The following is a 19,378-nucleotide window of genomic DNA, read 5'->3' on the forward strand; positions in this document are numbered from 1 at the left end:
AGCCATTGCAGAAAACCGTGCAATCGGAAAAAACAACGAATTGCTCTGGCATCTGCCCAACGACCTGAAAAGATTTAAACAACTGACCACCGGCAAAACCATTGTCATGGGGCGTAATACCTGGCTGTCGTTGCCTGTCAGGCCCTTACCCAACCGCAGAAATATCGTTATTTCCGATATACCTGATGAGAAATTTGAAGGTGCCGAAACCGTAAATTCCATAGAGCAAGCTATCCGCATGACTGAAGCTGAAGCAGAAACCTTTGTGATAGGAGGAGGCATGATTTACCGTCAGTTTTTACCTTTTGCCGGAAAAATTTATCAGACGGTTGTTCATGCCGAATTCGATGCAGACACCTTTTTCCCTGAACTGCCTTCAGATGAATGGATATTGACAGAACAAACCGGTTTTCAGGCAGACGAAAAACATGCATTTGATTATTCCTATCTGATTTACGAGCGAAAAAGATGATTGTTTCACTGATTGCCGCTATTTCAGAAAATTATGTCATTGGAAAAGACAGGGGTATGCCATGGAATATGCCTGCCGATTTGAAATATTTTTACCGGATCACCAAAGGCCATCATGTGATCATGGGAAGAAAAACCTTTAATGAATATGGTGTCAGCAAGCCCTTGCCCGACAGAACGAATATCATCGTCAGCAGAGATCCTGAATTTAAAGCAGAAGGAACAATTGTGGCAAAAAACATTGAAGAGGCCTTAAAAATTGCCGCTGACAACAGAGAAAGTGAAGTATTCATCATCGGAGGGGGTGAAATTTACAGACAAAGTATGCTGATAGCCGATAAACTTTATATCACCCTCATTCACACCCGGATTGAAGAAGGGGATACCTTTTTCCCTCAGATAGACCCCCATCAATGGGAACTGGTCATGGATGAATGGCATGAGAAGGATAAAAAAAACCCTTTTGATTATAGTTTCAGGGTATATCAGCGTAGGTTATTCGAGCAACATGCTTAGGTCTGAGTCTTTTTCATGCAAGTCGAGGTCAAAGCCAAGGCGCTTACCGGTTCTGATGGCCTGACTACCCACGGAATTGATTTTATCAATCAGACTGATTTCCTGAATATTTTCGATAGGCGGCACAAAGAGGTCAAAATCAACTGCCTGGGTGATGGCAATCTCGACAATATCCCGAACAGCTTCTTCATTGAAAATCAGGGAGCTGAAATCTCGATGCAGGAAACTGTACTGCCGCTTTCCCTGCATAAAATAATGCCCTTCCTTATTAATAAAGATACGCCCAAGCAGATACCCGACATCATTCATTCTGTTAAACTTAATAGAATCACTCAGAAAATTGTAAATCAGAATAGTACCGCAAAAGGCACGGGTTGGGTCTTCCTTGACATAGTTGGTTTTAAAGATAAAATGTTCGGGTGAAAAGGTAAATACATTCGTATGCATGATAAAGAAGAGTGTATCTCCCGCAAACTTGATTTCCAGCTCAAATTCCCCGTTTTCCTTGTAATGAACATCAATCTGCTTCCCTTTCTTTTCAATCTGTAATTTTATCCATTCTGTAACCTCTCTGACTTCTTTTTTGATCAGCTGAAAAGCATCAATGGTATAATGAAAAACACTCCTCTTTAAATCAGCTTTTTCCAGAAGTGCATTGAGAATTTTACTTTCCTCAGGTAATGGTTTTATTATCATGATTTTGAATTTAGTATGCTCTTGCAAAAATGACTTTCCTACTGGCAGGTTTACCTGTCAGCATGCATTTGCCTGTTCCGGTGCTTTCTTCAAGAGGAATCAGACGTATAGTGGCTTTGGTTTCCTCCTTGATTCTCAATTCATCTTCTGAAGAACCTGCCCACCAGGCGGAAATAAATCCCGGCCTTGCATCAATCATTTCTTTAAATTCATCGTACGAAGCCACCTCATATGTATTGTTCTGCCGAAAATCCAAAGCTTTTTTGAAAATATTTCCCTGAATATCACACAACAACTCACGGATAAATGATACAATATCCGTCCCGCTGAAAAATTGCTTTTGCATCGTATCCCTCCTGAAGACCTCAACTTGTTTTTTCTCCACATCTTTAGGCCCGATAACCAGACGGACAGGAATACCCTGAAGTTCATATTCGGCAAATTTCCATCCGGGCTTTTTGTTGTCGTCATTATCAAATTTCACTGAAATACCGTTTCCTTTCAGTTCTTTTTCAATTTTCATGGCATACTCAGCTACCAGCGATCTCTCTGCATCATTTTTAAAAACAGGAACAATCACCACTTTGAGCGGAGCAACAGCGGGAGGAAGAATCAGACCATTGTTGTCGGCATGAGTCATAATCAAACCACCGATTAGTCTGGTGGAAACACCCCATGAGGTAGCCCACACATATTCCAGTTTACCTTCTTTTGATAAAAATTTCACATCAAATGCTTTTGCAAAATTTTGCCCGAGAAAATGGGAGGTTCCAGCCTGAAGTGCTTTTCCGTCCTGCATCATGGCTTCAATACAATAAGTATCTTCAGCACCTGCAAAACGTTCATTTTCAGTTTTTAATCCTTTTAAAACAGGGATAGCCAAAAATTTTTCTGCAAAATCGGCATAAATATCGAGAATCAATCTGGTCTCTTCAATGGCTTCTTCACGGGTGGCATGGGCAGTGTGTCCTTCCTGCCATAAAAACTCGGTTGTTCTCAAAAACAAACGGGTTCTCATTTCCCACCTGACAATATTAGCCCATTGATTAATCAGCAAAGGCAGGTCTCTGTAAGATTGAATCCAGTTTTTATAGGTATTCCAAATGATGGTTTCGGAAGTAGGACGAACTACCAATTCTTCTTCCAGCTTTGCTTCAGGATCCACCACCACTTCTTTCCCGTTTTCAGCAGTTTTAAGCCTGTAATGGGTAACCACTGCACATTCTTTGGCAAAACCTTCCACATGGGCGGCTTCCCTGCTTAAAAATGATTTGGGGACAAAAAGCGGGAAATAGGCATTCTGATGACCAGTTTCCTTGAACCTTCTGTCGAGCTCATCCCTAATGTTTTCCCATATAGCATACCCATAGGGTTTAATCACCATACATCCCTTGACTGCACTATGTTCGGCTAAATTCGCTTCTTTTACTAAATCATTGTACCAGTTTGAATAATCAACTTCTTTTGGTGTAATTTTGCTTGCCATTAATTCGTATATTTGGAATGTTTTTTGACTTTTATAATTCGGCAAAGGTACTGATTCTTAATGTTAATGAACAAAACAGAAAATCATGAAAACACTTAAGTACTTATCGGCAGCCCTCCTGACAGCCTTTCTGCTCAGCAGCTGCAGTTCTTTGATGAACATGAATTCTTATGATGAGGTTTACTATAACCCGAAAATGAAAACTGCGGAAGAAGTAGCTCAGCCACAGACAGCACCTGAAACAACAGTACCTCAGCCCGAAGACAACCAGCAATATTCAAAGGAAAGTCAACCCGTGGACACCTATTCCGAAACGGAAGTATATGAGGATAAAAACGGTGACACCTACATCACCAATAATTACTACGGTGACGTTGATATTTATGACGATTACGACTATTATGATTATGACTATAAATATTCCAGACGTTTAAAAAGATTTTATCATCCCTACACTACCTATAGTTATTTTCACCCGTATTTTTATGATATTTACTGGTATAACCCCTATTACTACAACGGATTCAGTTTCTATTTCGGATGGGGATATAGTTATTACGGATACAGCTATTTCTATGACCCCTTTTACTATGACTACTGGAGATATCCTTACTACTACAACTACTATCCTTATTATTATTATGGCTACGACCCATGGTATTATCCTTACGGATATGGCAGCTACTATTCCGGTTACTGGAACGGCTACCATCATGGTTACTGGAATGGTTACTGGAACGGATATTATGATGACTACTACAATGATAATCCCATTCACGGAGGCGGAAATTTCTATTACGGGCCACGGCAGGCCACAGGAACAAGGGTTTCCAATGATGATATAGATGCAGGCGACTTTTTCGGATCAAGAAAAAATGCTGACATCCCATATTCTTCAAGCAATAACAACAAAACAGGCAGTTATACTGACAAGGGAACCACCCCCACCGACAACGGCAGAGTCATTGAAGGCGGAAAAGCAGATGACATCAGGAAAAGAGATCAGTTTGACAATCCGGTAAAAACCGAAGACCGTTATGCAACCCCATCAGGTGTCAAAACTCCTGAAAGCATTACTCCTGCAGGGGATCAGTTTAAAAAAGACACCGACAGAAACTATTCTTCACCAACAGGCCCTGAAAACAGAGACAATAAAGTAGTAAAAGATAACCCCTCTGTTCCTTCAGGAACCAACAGACCCAACGGCAATGATATTCAAAAACCAAAAGCTTATGAGCCTCCTGTTCGGGAAACACCGGGCAACAAAGTAACCACACCGGACAATGGCAACCCCAAAACAACCATTACGCAGCCTCCACAACAACCAGCCATTCAGGATAACAGAGATAAAACGCCTACTCCTGACAGCAGGATTCCTGAAAACAACAACAATAACTATCAACCGTACCGCCCGGCCCAGACACCTGGTAATAATCCGGGCAGAACACAGGAGCAGAATAATCCGCAATACACCAAACCCTATACACCCAACAGACAGGACAATCAGCCCACTACCCCCAAAACACACGAAACACCTCAATACCAGCCTGAAAGAAATACCCCATCACCCAGGTATGACAACACAAAACCCAACTACGAAGCACCAAAGTCGGAGCCATCGGTTCGTCCATCGACACCTGCACCACAAAGACAGGAAAACAACAGCTATCGTACGAGTCCTTCACCAAACAGGTCGGAAACACATTCCAGTCCGTCATATTCTGCTCCGTCAAGGAGCAATTCTTCAGGAAGCTCAGGAAGTTCGTCAGGCTCCTCTTCCGGCCGTTCGTCAGGCTCAGGTAGTTCAACCCCTTCAAGAACCAGATAAACCTTAAACGATGAAAAAAACAACATTTTTAGTGCTTCTGGGAGCTATTATTGCATCTTATTCCCATGCACAATACGATTTTGACGCCATGCACTTTTCCCAATCCATTCTTCAGGCAGATGCACGCAGTACCGGAGTCGGAGGTGCTTTCGGAGCTGTCGGGGCCAATGTAATTTCTTCGACCATCAACCCTGCCGGACTGGGACTGTTCAGAAAAGGAGAATTCTCTTTTTCAACAGGCTTTACTACTACTACCACTTCATCTTCCTATCTCGGGAGCCAGACAAGAAGTGGAAAAAATGTCCTGACAATACCTTCTTTCGGTCTGGTGTTCACAGGAATAAATAAAGCAGATGGCAAGGAAGTGGAAAAAGGATGGGTCAGCCAGAGTTTTGCCTTTAATATTAATAGAACCAATAATTTCGTTGGCAGGTTTAATTATTCGGGGAACAATAAAAGCAATTCCATTTTGGAATATTTTGCAGAAAGTGCCAAAGGACGCCACAAAGACGATCTGCCTTATCTGACCTCAATGGCTTATGATACCTGGCTGATTGACAATCCCAACAATCCGACCACTTATATTACCGCCCTCGATGATGATACGTTTGGTTTGATCAACATTGATCAGGTAAAAACATCAAGGGTCAGGGGTTCGGCCTATGATTTCAATTTTGCTTTTGCAGGCAATTACTCAAACCTGATTTATCTCGGGGCAAAAATCGGAATACCTTTCCTGAATTATAATGCTTCCTCTACCTACTCAGAGACCAACAACCGTCCCGGTAAAAGCAATTATGTCGGAATGTCGTATGAAAACGACCTGAGTGTTTCAGGTATCGGGTTTAATGCCGGCATAGGAATAATCCTGAAACCTATTGATTACCTGAGGATTGGCGGGAGTATTACCTCTCCTACTTTTTACAGCCTGAACGAAACCTATAAGGATAAAATCATAGCCCGCCTTGACACTCAGGACAATCAGTCAGCCACACGAAACGGCACTTTTGACTACAGCCTGACCACACCTTTCAGGGCAACTGCCAGTATTGCTGTCATTGCCGGTACTTTCGGCTTTATTTCCCTTGATTATGAATATGTTGACTATACATCAGCCTTCCTGACTTCAAACATCTATTCTTTCAATTATGAAAACAACAATATTGAAAACTTTTTCCGTCCTGTCAGCAATATCAGACTTGGCGGAGAATTTAAATTAGGTGATTTTGCACTCAGAGGAGGTTATGGCATTTATCCGACACCATACAACCCTGATTATCAACCAGAAAAAAGCGATGAAGCCGCCAAAGTTCTTTCATTCGGATTTGGATTCCGCGACAAGGAACAATATATCGACCTTGCCTGGCAGAATATTTCCACCAGTCAGTTTGAAACTCCTTATGTCTTGTCGAATAAAGATGTTGAAGGTGTTGATTATTCCCTGTCAAAATCTTCCATTATCCTGACTTTAGGATTTAAATTTTAAGTTTACTGATTGAAAAACGGTCTTTTTCAAGGTTTAAAAGGTATTATTTTTGACCTTGACGGGACGCTTGCCGATACGCTTCCCGGCATTACGAATGCTTTAAATGAAGTACTAACATTAAACGGGTTTCCTCCCATCACGCTTGAAAAATGCAAAACATTAGTCGGACATGGGGTTGAAAACCTTGTTGAATCAGCCATACCTGAGTTTGCCCGGAATCCTGAAATCATCAGCATTTGCGTCAGCAAAATGAAGGAAACCTATAAACGATATGCCATAGAAGGAACAGTGTTATATCCTTTTATCCCAGCCTTTCTTGACAAACTGACAATGATGGGATACCGTTTGTTTTTATTGTCAAATAAACATGAGCTTGCGGTAAATATCATCAGGGAAAAGCTACTTAACCGTTGGTCATTCGAAATCGCCATTGGGAATTCAGGTTACCTGCCTCTCAAACCCGATCCATCTGCCATTTTTCACATATTAAAAGAAACAAGTCTAAAAGCAGAAGAAGTCTGTATGATAGGTGATGGAGAAACCGACATTCAGGCTTCGAGAAATGCCGGCATTACAGTTATTTCGGTTGGTTGGGGCTATCGTAGCCCGGATTATCTGCAGTCTTTCAGGCCTGATTTCATACTTACCCATCCGGATGATTTTTTTAAGTACCTGAAAAGATAATTCAGGGGTAAACTGATAATTAATCATTCATGTCTGAAATTATGTCATGAAAAATAATGCCTGTTTGGGGAAAAATGCAATAAATGGCTTGAAAAATCCAATGGCATAAAATCTGATAAAAGGCAAGCTGGAAAAAAATTGTTTAATTTTAAAAATAAATAGGATATGGCAGTAAACATTAAACCTTTAGCAGACAGAGTTCTAATTGAACCTGCACAGGCAGAACAGACAACAAAATCAGGAATTATTATTCCGGATACAGCAAAGGAAAAACCGCAGAAAGGAACGGTGATAGCTGTAGGACCTGGGACCAAAGATGAACCGACAACGGTAAAACCAGGTGATGTGGTACTGTATGGCAAATATGCAGGTACAGAAATCAAGATTGACGGTAATGATTATTTAATCATGAGAGAATCCGACATTTTGGCCATTATCTAACAAAAATTTGTAAACCCTTAAAAAAGCAAGAGATATGTCAGCAAAATTAATTCAATTTGATGCAGAAGCACGTGAAAACCTGAAAAAGGGCGTAGATGCATTGGCAAATGCAGTAAAAGTTACATTAGGTCCACGTGGAAGAAATGTAGTTATTGATAAAAAATTTGGAAGCCCGTTAATTACCAAAGACGGTGTTACAGTAGCAAAAGAAATCGAACTGAAAGACCCTGTAGAAAACATGGGTGCACAGATGATAAAGGAAGTAGCCAGCAAAACATCCGATGCTGCAGGTGATGGAACCACCACAGCCACCGTGCTTGCTCAGGCTATTATCACTGAAGGACTGAAAAATGTGGCAGCCGGAGCCAACCCGATGGACCTCAAAAGAGGAATTGACAAAGCTGTCAAAGTTGTGGTTGATGAACTTAAAAAACTCTCCAAACCAGTTGGCGACAACATTGAAAAAATTGAACAGGTTGCAACCATTTCTTCAAACAATGACACCGAAATAGGAAAACTCATTGCCGAAGCCATGAGCAAGGTAAAGAAAGAAGGTGTCATTACCATTGAAGAAGCAAAAGTTACCGAAACCTATGTTGATGTTGTCGAAGGAATGCAGTTTGACCGTGGTTATCTGTCAGCCTATTTTATCACCAATGCCGACAAAATGGAAGCAGAACTGGAAGAACCGTTTATTCTCCTGTACGACAAGAAGATTTCAAATATGAAAGAGCTTCTTCCGCTGCTTGAAAAAGTTGTTCAGACAGGGAAACCTCTGTTAATCATTGCCGAAGATGTTGAAGGTGAAGCACTTGCCACATTGGTAGTCAACAAAATCCGTGGTACACTGAAAATTGCAGCAGTTAAAGCTCCCGGATTTGGTGACAGAAGAAAAGCCATGCTGGAAGACATAGCTATCCTGACAGGTGGAACTGTTATTTCAGAAGAAAGAGGATACAGCCTCGAAAATGCTGACCTTTCATTCCTTGGCACCTGCGAAAAAGTTACCATCGACAAGGATAATACAACCATCGTCAACGGTAAGGGAGATAAAGAAGACATCAAGGCAAGAATCAACCAGATCAAAGCCCAGATTGAAACCACGACCTCCGACTATGACAAAGAAAAACTGCAGGAACGTCTTGCCAAGCTTTCAGGCGGTGTGGCAGTAATTTATGTTGGTGCCTCATCAGAAATTGAAATGAAAGAAAAGAAAGACCGTGTGGATGATGCACTGAATGCTACCCGTGCCGCTGTTGAAGAAGGTATTATCCCCGGTGGTGGTGTTGGTTATATCCGTGCATTGCCAGCTCTCGATGCCATCAAATGCGACAACGCAGATGAAAAAACAGGTGTTCAGATTATCCGCAAGGCTATTGAAAGCCCGCTTCGTATCATTGTGACCAACTCCGGCAACGATGGTTCCATTGTCCTTGAAAAAGTTAAAGATGGAAAAGAAGACTTTGGCTACAATGCACGCACTGAAAAATTTGAAAATCTGTTCAAAACCGGTGTGATCGACCCGACCAAAGTAACCAGAATAGCACTTGAAAATGCCGCTTCAGTAGCCGGAATGATTCTGACTACCGAATGTGTGGTTGCTGAAATTCCTGAAGAAAAGCCAGCAATGCCTCCAATGCCGGCAGGCGGAATGGATTACTAAAATTGTCTTTATAGACTCTTTTCATAAAGGCCCCTCTTTACAGAGGGGTTTTTTTTTATACATTTCTTACATTTGCCGCCTAAAAAATTTTTTTTCACTTTAAGATTCCACATTATTTATGAAAGAGTCGTTACAAATCCTTGACAACATCAGGCTCAATTTCAATCCTGACGGTCTGCTGGTGCTGAACATTACCCTTGCCCTTATTATGTTTGGCGTTGCCCTTGAAATTAAACTTAAAAACTTCAGGGATATTTTTCTCATGCCAAAACCATTTTTCACAGGCTTTTTCTCACAGTTTCTGATGTTGCCACTGTTTACCTTTCTCCTTGTTGTTCTGCTCAACCGGTGGATTACGCCTACCATTGCCATGGGGATGATACTGGTAGCTTCCTGCCCGGGCGGCAATGTTTCCAATTTTATTTCCTCTCTTGCAAAAGGAAATGTAGCACTATCGGTTACCCTGACAGCTACTGCCACTCTGTCGGCACTGGTGTTAACACCCCTGAACTTTGCCCTGTACGGAAGCCTTTATGTCAAATTTATTTCTATTACCAACTCCGACCAGCTCCTGCAACCTTTAACCATTCCTCTTGGGCAGGTGTTTCAGACCGTCTTCATTTTACTGGGTATTCCCCTCTTTCTTGGAATGCTTGTCAACTGGAAGTTTCCACGTTTTACTAAAATGATGATGAAGCCCATCCGCATTTTTTCCATCATCAGTTTTACCGCCATGGTGGTGCTTGCTTTTATCAATAATTACGAATATTTCTGGGCTAACATCAAATATATATTTTTATTGGTTCTGGTTCAGAACTCTATGGCTTTTCTGATAGGATACCTTTTCAGTCTTTCATTTAAGCTGAACCGGCAGAATTGCAGGACAATCAGCATCGAAACAGGCATACAAAACTCTGGTCTTGCCCTTGTTTTACTCTTCAATCCGAAGATTTTTCCGCCTGAACTCGCCATAGGTGGCATGGCATTCATTGCCGCCTGGTGGGGAATATGGCACATTCTGGCAGGACTTGGCATTGCTTCACTCTGGTCGTACAGAAAAATTACCGCTCCTGCATTAAAAACAACCTGATATGCCACTAAGGAATATCGAAAGATTTTCAATTCGTTATGAATTATTAAAGCCGTTTTTCATCTTTGCCTTTAACAGGTTCTGGTACAGAAAAACAGAAGTTGCCGGAAGGGAAAACATCCCCAAAAAAGTTCCTTTGCTTTTGGTCTCGAACCATCAGAACGCCCTGATGGATCCGCTGGCGCTGGTATTTAATGTCAAAGGGCAACCTGTTTTTCTTGCCCGCTCAGATATTTTTAAAAGCCGCATTTACAGGATATTCCTCTATTTTTTTAAAGTCATGCCTATCTTCCGGATCAGAGATGGTTGGGATGCTGTGAAACAAAATGATTTCATCAACAAAAAAGTCATCGACATTTTTTTAAAAAAGAAAAACATCGGGATTATGCCTGAGGGCAACCACGACAAGTTTAAACGGCTTCGTCCTTTAAAAAAAGGATTTGCCCGTATGGTTTTTCAAGCTGAAGAGGAAAATAATTTCAATCTTGGCATCGAAATTCTTCCGGCTGGTATCGATTATGGCAGTTTCTACAATTTCCGCACAACCCTTTTCGTCAATTTTGGTAAACCTATCAAAGTCAGTGATTTCAGAGAAGATTATGCTGAGAATCCTCAGAGAGCCATGCAATTGCTGGTGGCCCGCCTCTCAGAAGAACTTAAAAAACTGATGATTCACATTGAAAGTGTGGAGTATTACGATACCATCCTGCGGTTAATTGATATGTTTAAGCTTCATATTCAGGAGTTTACAAAAAAGAAGAAGCTGACGCTGGCCGACAAATTCAGGGCAGATAAAATAATTGTTGAAGAAGCAGAACGTCTTGCGGGAGAAAATCCATTAAAAATGGACGGGCTCAGGGAAAGAATATCCGACTACACCGAACAACTTAACCAGCTTAAAATCAGAGACTGGATAGTCAGAAAAGAAATCATTACAAAAGGAGAAATTTTCATCCGAATTCTGACTTTACTGATATTTTCCCCCGTATTTCTTTACGGATTTTTTAACAACCTTCTGGCATGGTTCATACCTCAGCTGGCTTCCCGCAAACTGGAAGATCCTCAGTTTATTTCAAGCATTCGCTTTGGGGTGTTTTTCTTTCTCTATCCTCTTCTGATTGTCATTCAGACCTTGATTGTCATTATTGCTTTTCATCAACCATGGCTTTGGCTGGCGTATCCGGTCAGCCTTCCTGTCAGCGGACTAATAGCATTTCACTATTATATTTTTTTCAGGAAGACACTCGGAATGATGAGGTGGAATAAACTCAGAAAAAAGAAAAAGAATCAGGCACTTCAACTCATACATCTCAGAAAGGAAATTATTGAAATCATGCGTCCGTTAACAGAAGAAAAAATCAGAAATACCCTAATTCAAGGATAAAAGCGGCATTTTTTCAACTTCTTTCAGTGCCTCTTCAGGGGTTATATCTGTAAATAAAAGGCTCATCATAGCTGGGAAATAATTGTCTATCGTCAGCAAGTGACTCATGATGGAGCGGTGAATCAACTTGAGGGAAGGTAAATTTTCCTTGTCGAAGAAGAAATTGGTGCGAAACCTCATTTGTTTTTTAGCTTCATCGAACTCAAAACAGCCTGTAAAAAGTCCGAAATTGACATAACGGGTAAACTCAATAAAGTTATCAACCTTATCATCATCAATTTCAAACATACAGAAAGAAATCATGGTAAAAAGTCCTGTTTCTTCCATGATTCTGATATAACAATCAATAGTGCCGAAATTTGCCTGTATCCCGAAAATAACAGTGGAACGGTCATCTTCAAGTTGATATTTCCAGCGGTTGGCTTCCAGAAGTTGTATGACTTTCTCCAGCATGTCAGGCCCATTTAAACTGCTGTCCTGAATTTTCAGGAAAAATATTATTTTGGAACCCTTTGTCAATCATCTTTTTAAGATTACTGACAACTGTCTCAATTACTTCAGAGCGAAAGCCCATTTTGTGTGCAATCTTTTTCAACAGAATTATTTCATCCGGATCTGCCTCTCCATCCACTACAATCATGAGAATCAACTCATAAAGTTTTTTGTACCTGTCGGAAAAACTGTCGGGTAATTTTGCTTCATGTTCTTTCCGGTGGTCAATTAAAAAGCGAATCTGATCTTCAGAATAATGATAGTTTTTCCCGATCCCGAGCAGAAGTTTCAATTCTTCATCTGCTATCCTGCCATCAGCAAACATGATCTGGATGAGGTTCAGCAAATGATTTTTTATTTCATCAGAACCAGTCATAAATCAGCTTTTTTTGAAATGGCTAAGGTATGCAATTATTTCCATATCATAAGCCTCATCAATTGCAGTTTTTCCATCTACATCCCTACTCAGCGGATCTACCCTGACTTTTTCAACCAGAAACTTTACCATGGGAAGGCTACCGCTTCTGACAGCATAAAACAACAGCGTCTTTTTGTCAACATCCGTCATTTTCTTATTTATCTCTTTGATTTTCAGGAGATAATTCATCAAAGGAACAGAGCCGCTTTCCGCAGCAAAAAACTGATAGGAAATGCCTTCAAACTTGTATTTTGTATCGGCATGGTGGTTAATCAGCACATTAACCATATCCGTATTGCCATTGGCCGCAGCCGTCATCAGTATCGATTTACCTTCAAAAACCCTATTCACATCAGCTCCGTTCTGAATCAGCAAAATGGCTGTTTCAGACTGATTGCATCTCACGGCAAGCATCAGCGGGCTAATAGGGTAAATTTTCCCGATCGCATTGACATCGGCTCCTTGCTCAATTAAAAACCTTGCTATTTCAATCCTGCCATATTTTGCAGCATAGTGCAGGGGCGTCAGTCCGGCTGCATTGATTTCATCTGAACGCTTGTACAATCGCCTGAAAATCAATGAATCTCCGCAAATTGCAGCTTCGTGAACACTCGTGATTTTTGTCTTAGGCTCTGCTTTTACAAATTCAAACAGAAGGAAGTTCAGTTTTTTAAAGCTGCCGGTCAGCTGAAAACCATTTTTTTTAAGTAAAAAAACTATCTCGTTTTCGGTAATTCCGTTGTTTTCGAACTGTCCCAGATACAGCTTCCCATCATCTTTCAGGATATTCCTCAGGTTGGACAAAAAAGAATCGGGGTAAAACAACTGATGAATCACATCATTCATCATCACCACATCAAAAAAATGAGCAGGAAGTCGTGTATCGTTTTGCCAGCCTATCGTCATCGTAAAACTGCTCCTGATTTTTCCCCCGCTTAAGGAAGCATAATAATCGTAAACTTTGGAAAATTCTTTCTGGTTGAGGCAAACCGGAGAGATATCCTCAAGATAAAAGGCAATACTGTCGGTAAAAAGAGAAACAGCTACGGGAAGATAGCCGTTTTCAGTACCAATATCTGCTACTACCCATCCTTTCCGGAATTCAACATTTTCAAGGTAAGCTCCTGCTTTTGCATCGTTACGAATGGCCGCAACATCCCTGAAAACTCTTCCACAGCGATAGGGTAAAAACTCACTGTTTTGTGAGAAAACAGTATTTACCATGGCTGTCAAGCCAATCAATAAAGCTATTTTCCTTAAAACACCCAAATGCTCAGAAATTAATGTTGGTAAATGTCAAGAATTTTTTCAAGCCTTTCACTTCTTGAGCCTTTTATTAAAATTGAATATCCTGTAAAATGCTGATTTTCAAACCACAGAATAAATTCATTCACATCTTTAAAGTGCATGCAATCGATGTCATTTTTAAAATCGCCAAAGTATTCCCCAATCAGAAACAAATGCTGATAATCGACTTTTTTAAGCAGGGAGATAATTTCCTGATGTTCCTGATGGCTATATTCCCCCAGTTCGTGCATATCACCCAGAATCAATATTTTCTTATCCGTTTTCAATTGAGCAAAATCATTGATAGCCAACGACATAGAGCTTGGATTGGCGTTGTAGGCATCCAAAAAAACCGTATTACCTCGCCATTCGAGCACCTGAGAACGTAGATTTTCCGGATAATAATTTCCGACAGCATCCTGAAAATCATTTGCCGGAATATTCATCCATTGCCCGATAGCCGAAGCTGCGAGAATATTGTTCAGGTTGTAGCTGCCAAAAAGCCTTGATTTAACCAGAATTATTTCATTTCCGTATTTGATTTCGGCATGAACAAACGGACTGCATGAAACGACCCTTCCATTGAAAGTAAAATTTCCTTCTCCGAAAAATAAAACCTTTGCCTGCGTAATCAGCCTGCCGGAAAATTCATCATTTCCATTTACAATCAACTGATAATCTGTGTTTTGATTAAAAAAGTCAACAAATTCCCGATAGGCCTCAACCACATTATCAAAACCTCCGAACTCTCCCAAATGATCCTTACCGATGTTTGTCAAAACACCAGTGGTCGGGTGAGTGATGGTGGTAAGCAATCTGGTTTCTCCTAAATGATTTGCCCCTATTTCAATCACTGCCACTTCATGCCGGCTATCGATGGATAAAATGCTTAGCGGTAGTCCGATATGATTGTTCAAATTTCCCTGTGTGGCAAAAACCCTGAACTTTTTCTGTAATACACGGAATATCAGTTCCTTAGTCGTAGTTTTGCCATTTGATCCCGTGATTCCGATGACGGGAATATCAAGCTGCTGACGATGACAGGCAGCCAACTGCTGAAGGCACTGAACAGTGTCGGGAACGACTATCACCCGGTCGTTTTTTGTAAAAGAAACATCATCAGAAACTGCCACTACCGCACCTTTTTCGAGGGCCTGCGGAATAAATCTGTTGCCGTCAAAATTTTCTCCCCTTATGGCAAAAAATATTTTTCCCGACATTTCCTGCCTGCTGTCGGTACTGACATACGGATGTTCACGAAAAATGCTGTAAAGCCTTTTAATGGTTTCGTTCATGGTCGATCTTTTGTTTCCAAAGCTCCCTGAGCCTGATATAGCGTAAAAATGTACTGAATGCAGATAAGCGGGCAATCAGAAATCCGTAATATCCATCCAGAAAGCCTGCCCTGATAAAAAATATCTTGACAAATTTCCAGAGCGGATGAACGAGAATTTTAAACCAACCTGATTTTATGCCCTTCTGAAATCTGTGTTCAGCCGCTATCCTGCTGAATTTATAGATGGTATTGAGATGATCATCAATACTTTTGACGGAATAGTGAAGGATATCCCCTTTCAGGTGAACAATTGTTCCTTTTTCCAACAGACAAAGTTCATCATGGGGATTGATTCCCTGCCATATAACCTTGTTTTTCATAGCCATTCGCAACTTTCTGTCGGGATACCAGCCTCCGTGTCTGATCCATTTTCCGCAATAACTGGTAAGTCTGCTGAAGGTATAGGCATCAGCCGTGAAGTTTTTTTTCACCTCCAATACCGAACGAATGGCTTCATCCGATAAAGCCTCATCGGCATCCAGTGAAAGAATATAATCAAACCGTGCCTGCTGAAGGGCAAAGTTTTTTTGCTCGATATGGCCATTAAAGGGATGGGTTAAAAATCTCACCTTCGGAAAAGACTCACAGATCTCACGAGTCTTATCTGTTGAAAATGAATCAACTACAACGATTTCGTCTGCAACGGTCAGGAGGCTGTTCAAACAGGTGGCAATGTTTTTCTCCTCATTAAAAGTGATGATGACCGCTGATAACATTCAGAAAATTAAGGCTGGTTAAACCAATAGGATATGCCTAACATAAGCCCGACTGCCATAGAGGTGGTTTTGTAGCGCACTGAAATATCAGGTCTTGTTTCTTTTTTTGTACTGACCGGGAAGTAATATTCTGCCACATGTTTGGTCTTATCGAATTTAAAATCCTTGTTTTCAATATCGAACAGAGAACGTGACCATTGCAGCCCGGCATTTATCAGAATCTTTTCAGTGAGCACAAAAGAAAAAGAGGCTTCGGTAATGAATTTAAGATTGGTTCTTTTGAAAAGATTCATCAGGTCAATTTCATTTCCCGGCTGAATAAAAGGTGCAGGATCGGTTTTCATATCAGCCCCAACCAGCATATCAATTTGTAATCCGGGAGATATGGAAAGGATGACATTTTCATCTTCCAGTGAGGAACTAAACCTGAGCATAAAAGGGACTTCAAGTTGTGTAAGTGAATACTGGCTGGAAAAAGAAAAGGGAGTCGAATCGCCTGTATTGACATCATATTCAAGCTCTGCCGAATATTTCTGCCCTTCTTTTGACAGCTTTAATCCTGTTTGAAAACCAAAGTTATCGGTGCTGTTAAAAATATAATAAAAGCCATGAGCAAAATGATAGGTAGGCTCAAACACAAGTTTACTGTCGGATCTGTAATCATTGTAGTTTGGGCAGTTGGTGTATTGAAACATGGAATAAGGCTGAATATATTGCCCCCGCTGAGCAACAGCAGACCCGGCAAGAAGCAGTTGGATAAAAATAACTAACAACAAATGACGATTCATTCTCAGATATTTACAGGTTAATATTAAATAAACCCAAACGTTCGACATTTATTTTATCAATGATAACTCCAAGATCTTCCGGATTGTCGGCAAAATTGAATTTATCCACGTCAATAATCAGCACTTTCGAATTTTTCTGTGATTTATAATCTGCAATCCATGCTTCATATCTTTCATTGAGTTTTTTGAGGTAGTCGAGGCGAAGCGAATCTTCAAACTCGCGTCCCCTGCGCTGAATCTGATTGACAAGTGTCGGGATGGAAGCACGAAGATAAATCAGCAGGTCGGGAGGCGTAATAAATTTTTCTATGGTTTCGAATAAAGTTCTGTAATTATCGAAGTCTCTTTTGCTCATCAGCCCCATCTGATGGAGGTTGGGGGCAAAAATATAGGCATCTTCATAAATCGTACGGTCCTGAATGACGGTCTTTTTCCCTTCCCTGATGTCGATAATTTGCTGAAAACGTTTTTGAAGGAAATAAATCTGAAGATGAAAAGACCATGTTCTCATGTCTTTATAAAAATCGTCCAGATAGGGATTGTTGTCAACTTCCTCAAAATGAGGATCCCAACCATAATGTTTTGCCAGTAGGTCAGTCAGGGTAGTTTTACCTGCACCTATGTTCCCGGCAACTGCCACATGTTTAAAATCATGTTTTTCTTCTGCTTCCTTATTTTTTACTGCCATCTGATAAAAATATTATTCCTTGTTCCTGATGAATTACTTTAAAAATTTTGCGAGGTAAAAAAATATTCTTTCATGCAAAGATAAAGGATGTTTTTTTAGTACAAGGAGTATAGTGTGATTAATCTGATTTTATCGGATATTTGCCGACATATCAAATAAGCTGTTGAGGTAAATGCTGATAAAAACGATAGAAATTTCGAAGGTGTACAAAATGGGCAAGGTAGAAATTAATGCCCTCCGGAAAATATCTTTTGAAATTGATAAAAATGAATACGTTGCCCTGATCGGTCCTTCAGGCAGCGGAAAATCAACCCTGATGAACCTGCTGGGTTGTCTCGATACACCCGACCACGGAAAATATTATCTCAACGGCTATGATGTCAGCCAACTGACAGATGATGGTCTTGCCCGTATCAGAAATGAAGAAATAGGCTTTGTTTTTCAGTCGTTTAACCTGATTCCAAGGATGTCTGCCCTCGAAAATGTTGCCCTTCCGCTGATATATTCCGGTGTCAGACGAAATGAAAGGCTGGAACGAGCCGAACAAAAGCTTAAGGAAGTGGGACTTGGCGAAAGAATAGGGCATAAACCCAATGAATTGTCGGGAGGAGAAAAACAAAGGGTTGCTATTGCCCGTGCCCTGATTAATAATCCCTCCATCATTCTGGCAGATGAACCCACAGGAAACCTTGATACCAAAGTATCTTATGAAATTCTCGACCTGTTCGAGCAAATTCATGAATCGGGAAATACCATCATTCTGGTTACCCATGAGCCGGATATTGCCGAACGTGCTCACCGCATTATCAAGCTCAGAGACGGACAGATTGAATCCGACCTCAGGCAAAAAACCTGATGACGCTATTCAACTTTATCCAGATAATATACTGCCTTCGGATCGCTGGTAATCACTATCTTGTCAACAACTGCCTTCAGAAAGGTATTGTTAAAATAATCCTTGTCATATTCACGGATGTATTTCTTGTTGGTGGTATAAAACACAATCCCGTCATACACTTTGGCAACCTGATTATTTTTGTTGCTGTAGCCCCATTTCCCGTAACCATACGCATCGACCACCTCCTGCAAAGTGCTTTTTCCCAGAATTACACCCTCCTTTGTTTTGACAATATACGGAGGAAAAATCTCAATCGATGTGAGTATTTCCCTGACCCCTTCTTCCTTGGTAAAATTGAAAATCAATCCTTTTTTCAGGTATTTCATCTTATAATTATAGATGGTTACTGACTTTTGCTTCTTATCGTCAAAATACTGCCTGATGAGAACTTCTTCCGGCCAGTATTCGCTTCCAAACCTTGCAGCAACCTCTTCTTCCGTAGAAACGCCAAACAATATTCCATCCATACCCTTTCCGATAAAAACGATGGAGGTGTCGTTATTTTTTGTTTTTTGTCCATAAGCTGACACGACAGCTGACAATACAAAAAGCATGAGTAATTTTTTCATGATTAATTGTTTTATTAATTACTATTCTATTATAACCTTATGATTTTCAATGCTATCTGTCAAATAGATTCTTAAAAACCAAATGCCTTTGGGCAAATTATCCACGTAAATTGCTGACCCTGATAATGGCAGAACTTTCTCATCCATGATTTTACCGTCAGGGCTCATAAGTATGAGCTTTTTTACCTGACGAACTGAAATATTAATTTCAAAATTTCCATCTGAAGGGTTTGGAAAAACAGAGACGTTATTTCTCTGATTCGGTTCATTGGTTGAAACGGGAAAACAAAGACTCAGCAAGCTATCCACCTCAGATCGCAGTGAAGGGAGCAGCACATAGGCAGCAGTGCCCGGACATTCCGTTGAACATCCATCTCTGTGCCCGCAGATGACGGGCAATAGCAAGGCAGTATCGCTGCCGGGCGGATGCAGAGCCGAATC

The 19,378-nt window shown here is 40.7% G+C and carries 21 protein-coding genes; 10 read left to right on the top strand and 11 right to left on the bottom strand.

Going from position 1 to position 19,378, the window contains the following annotated elements; genetic code table 11:
- Positions 1 to 472, top strand: a 472-nt coding sequence (locus GX437_10300) for a dihydrofolate reductase (protein NLJ08049.1), incomplete at its 5' end; no start/stop codon positions are given.
- A complete protein-coding gene (locus GX437_10305) occupies positions 469 to 987 on the top strand; it encodes a dihydrofolate reductase (protein NLJ08050.1) in 519 nt (172 codons plus the stop codon). The genes GX437_10300 and GX437_10305, both read left to right, overlap by 4 nt.
- Here the strand turns inward: GX437_10305 and GX437_10310 are convergent.
- Positions 967 to 1,683: a hypothetical protein gene (locus GX437_10310; protein NLJ08051.1), complete on the bottom strand. Its 717-nt coding sequence runs from the start codon at positions 1,681 to 1,683 to the stop codon at positions 967 to 969. The genes GX437_10305 and GX437_10310 overlap by 21 nt on opposite strands.
- Positions 1,684 to 1,693: 10 nt before the next feature.
- Positions 1,694 to 3,169: a proline--tRNA ligase gene (locus GX437_10315; GenBank protein ID NLJ08052.1), complete on the bottom strand. Its 1,476-nt coding sequence runs from the start codon at positions 3,167 to 3,169 to the stop codon at positions 1,694 to 1,696.
- 85 nt (positions 3,170 to 3,254) lie between these two features.
- Between GX437_10315 and GX437_10320 the strand changes: the two genes are divergently transcribed.
- The 7 genes from GX437_10320 to GX437_10350 all read left to right on the top strand — a co-directional run bounded on the left by GX437_10320 (position 3,255) and on the right by GX437_10350 (position 11,745).
- The gene (locus GX437_10320) at positions 3,255 to 4,997 is read left to right on the top strand and encodes a hypothetical protein (GenBank protein ID NLJ08053.1); all 1,743 of its coding nucleotides are present in this window, start codon (positions 3,255 to 3,257) and stop codon (positions 4,995 to 4,997) included.
- Positions 4,998 to 5,007: 10 nt separating this feature from the next.
- A complete protein-coding gene (locus GX437_10325; GenBank protein NLJ08054.1) occupies positions 5,008 to 6,483 on the top strand; it encodes a hypothetical protein in 1,476 nt (491 codons plus the stop codon).
- A 9-nt stretch (positions 6,484 to 6,492) separates the two neighbouring features.
- The gene (locus tag GX437_10330) at positions 6,493 to 7,167 is read left to right on the top strand and encodes an HAD-IA family hydrolase (GenBank protein ID NLJ08055.1); all 675 of its coding nucleotides are present in this window, start codon (positions 6,493 to 6,495) and stop codon (positions 7,165 to 7,167) included.
- A 165-nt stretch (positions 7,168 to 7,332) separates the two neighbouring features.
- Complete coding sequence (locus tag GX437_10335) at positions 7,333 to 7,608, top strand: co-chaperone GroES (protein ID NLJ08056.1); 276 nt, start codon at positions 7,333 to 7,335, stop codon at positions 7,606 to 7,608.
- Between the two features lie 34 nt (positions 7,609 to 7,642).
- Complete coding sequence (gene groL / locus GX437_10340) at positions 7,643 to 9,271, top strand: chaperonin GroEL (protein ID NLJ08057.1); 1,629 nt, start codon at positions 7,643 to 7,645, stop codon at positions 9,269 to 9,271.
- Between the two features lie 118 nt (positions 9,272 to 9,389).
- Positions 9,390 to 10,361: a bile acid:sodium symporter family protein gene (locus tag GX437_10345; GenBank protein ID NLJ08058.1), complete on the top strand. Its 972-nt coding sequence runs from the start codon at positions 9,390 to 9,392 to the stop codon at positions 10,359 to 10,361.
- 1 nt (position 10,362) lies between these two features.
- Positions 10,363 to 11,745, top strand: a complete 1,383-nt coding sequence (locus GX437_10350) for a hypothetical protein (GenBank protein NLJ08059.1) — start codon at positions 10,363 to 10,365, stop codon at positions 11,743 to 11,745.
- On the opposite strand, the gene GX437_10355 is transcribed toward GX437_10350, so the two are convergent.
- From GX437_10355 to GX437_10385, 7 genes are read right to left on the bottom strand one after another with little or no spacing between them, the layout of a single operon-like run.
- Positions 11,731 to 12,198: a YbjN domain-containing protein gene (locus GX437_10355; protein NLJ08060.1), complete on the bottom strand. Its 468-nt coding sequence runs from the start codon at positions 12,196 to 12,198 to the stop codon at positions 11,731 to 11,733. The two genes, GX437_10350 and GX437_10355, sit on opposite strands and share 15 nt — an antisense overlap.
- 1 nt (position 12,199) lies before the next feature.
- Positions 12,200 to 12,613: a TerB family tellurite resistance protein gene (locus tag GX437_10360; protein NLJ08061.1), complete on the bottom strand. Its 414-nt coding sequence runs from the start codon at positions 12,611 to 12,613 to the stop codon at positions 12,200 to 12,202.
- Positions 12,614 to 12,616: 3 nt separating this feature from the next.
- On the bottom strand, positions 12,617 to 13,897 hold the full coding sequence (locus tag GX437_10365; GenBank protein NLJ08062.1) for a hypothetical protein: 1,281 nt from the start codon (positions 13,895 to 13,897) through the stop codon (positions 12,617 to 12,619).
- Positions 13,898 to 13,935: 38 nt separating this feature from the next.
- A complete protein-coding gene (gene murF / locus GX437_10370; GenBank protein NLJ08063.1) occupies positions 13,936 to 15,237 on the bottom strand; it encodes a UDP-N-acetylmuramoyl-tripeptide--D-alanyl-D-alanine ligase in 1,302 nt (433 codons plus the stop codon).
- The gene (locus GX437_10375; GenBank protein ID NLJ08064.1) at positions 15,221 to 15,994 is read right to left on the bottom strand and encodes a glycosyltransferase family 2 protein; all 774 of its coding nucleotides are present in this window, start codon (positions 15,992 to 15,994) and stop codon (positions 15,221 to 15,223) included. Before GX437_10375 ends, murF begins: the two co-directional genes overlap by 17 nt.
- An 8-nt stretch (positions 15,995 to 16,002) precedes the next feature.
- Entirely contained in the window at positions 16,003 to 16,782 is a 780-nt protein-coding gene (locus GX437_10380) for a hypothetical protein (protein NLJ08065.1), read from the bottom strand.
- Between the two features lie 10 nt (positions 16,783 to 16,792).
- Positions 16,793 to 17,470: a deoxynucleoside kinase gene (locus tag GX437_10385; protein ID NLJ08066.1), complete on the bottom strand. Its 678-nt coding sequence runs from the start codon at positions 17,468 to 17,470 to the stop codon at positions 16,793 to 16,795.
- A gap of 172 nt (positions 17,471 to 17,642) precedes the next feature.
- On the opposite strand from GX437_10385, the gene GX437_10390 reads away from it, so the two are divergent.
- Positions 17,643 to 18,326, top strand: a complete 684-nt coding sequence (locus GX437_10390; GenBank protein NLJ08067.1) for an ABC transporter ATP-binding protein — start codon at positions 17,643 to 17,645, stop codon at positions 18,324 to 18,326.
- 5 nt (positions 18,327 to 18,331) lie between these two features.
- Here GX437_10390 and GX437_10395 read toward each other — a convergent pair whose 3' ends face one another.
- Both GX437_10395 and GX437_10400 read right to left on the bottom strand, forming a co-directional pair.
- Positions 18,332 to 18,937: a hypothetical protein gene (locus GX437_10395; GenBank protein ID NLJ08068.1), complete on the bottom strand. Its 606-nt coding sequence runs from the start codon at positions 18,935 to 18,937 to the stop codon at positions 18,332 to 18,334.
- A gap of 21 nt (positions 18,938 to 18,958) precedes the next feature.
- Positions 18,959 to 19,378: T9SS type A sorting domain-containing protein (locus tag GX437_10400; GenBank protein ID NLJ08069.1), on the bottom strand; the 420-nt coding region annotated here is incomplete at its 5' end.

This window comes from Sphingobacteriales bacterium (assembly GCA_012517435.1).
GTDB lineage: Bacteria > Bacteroidota > Bacteroidia > CAILMK01 > JAAYUY01 > JAAYUY01.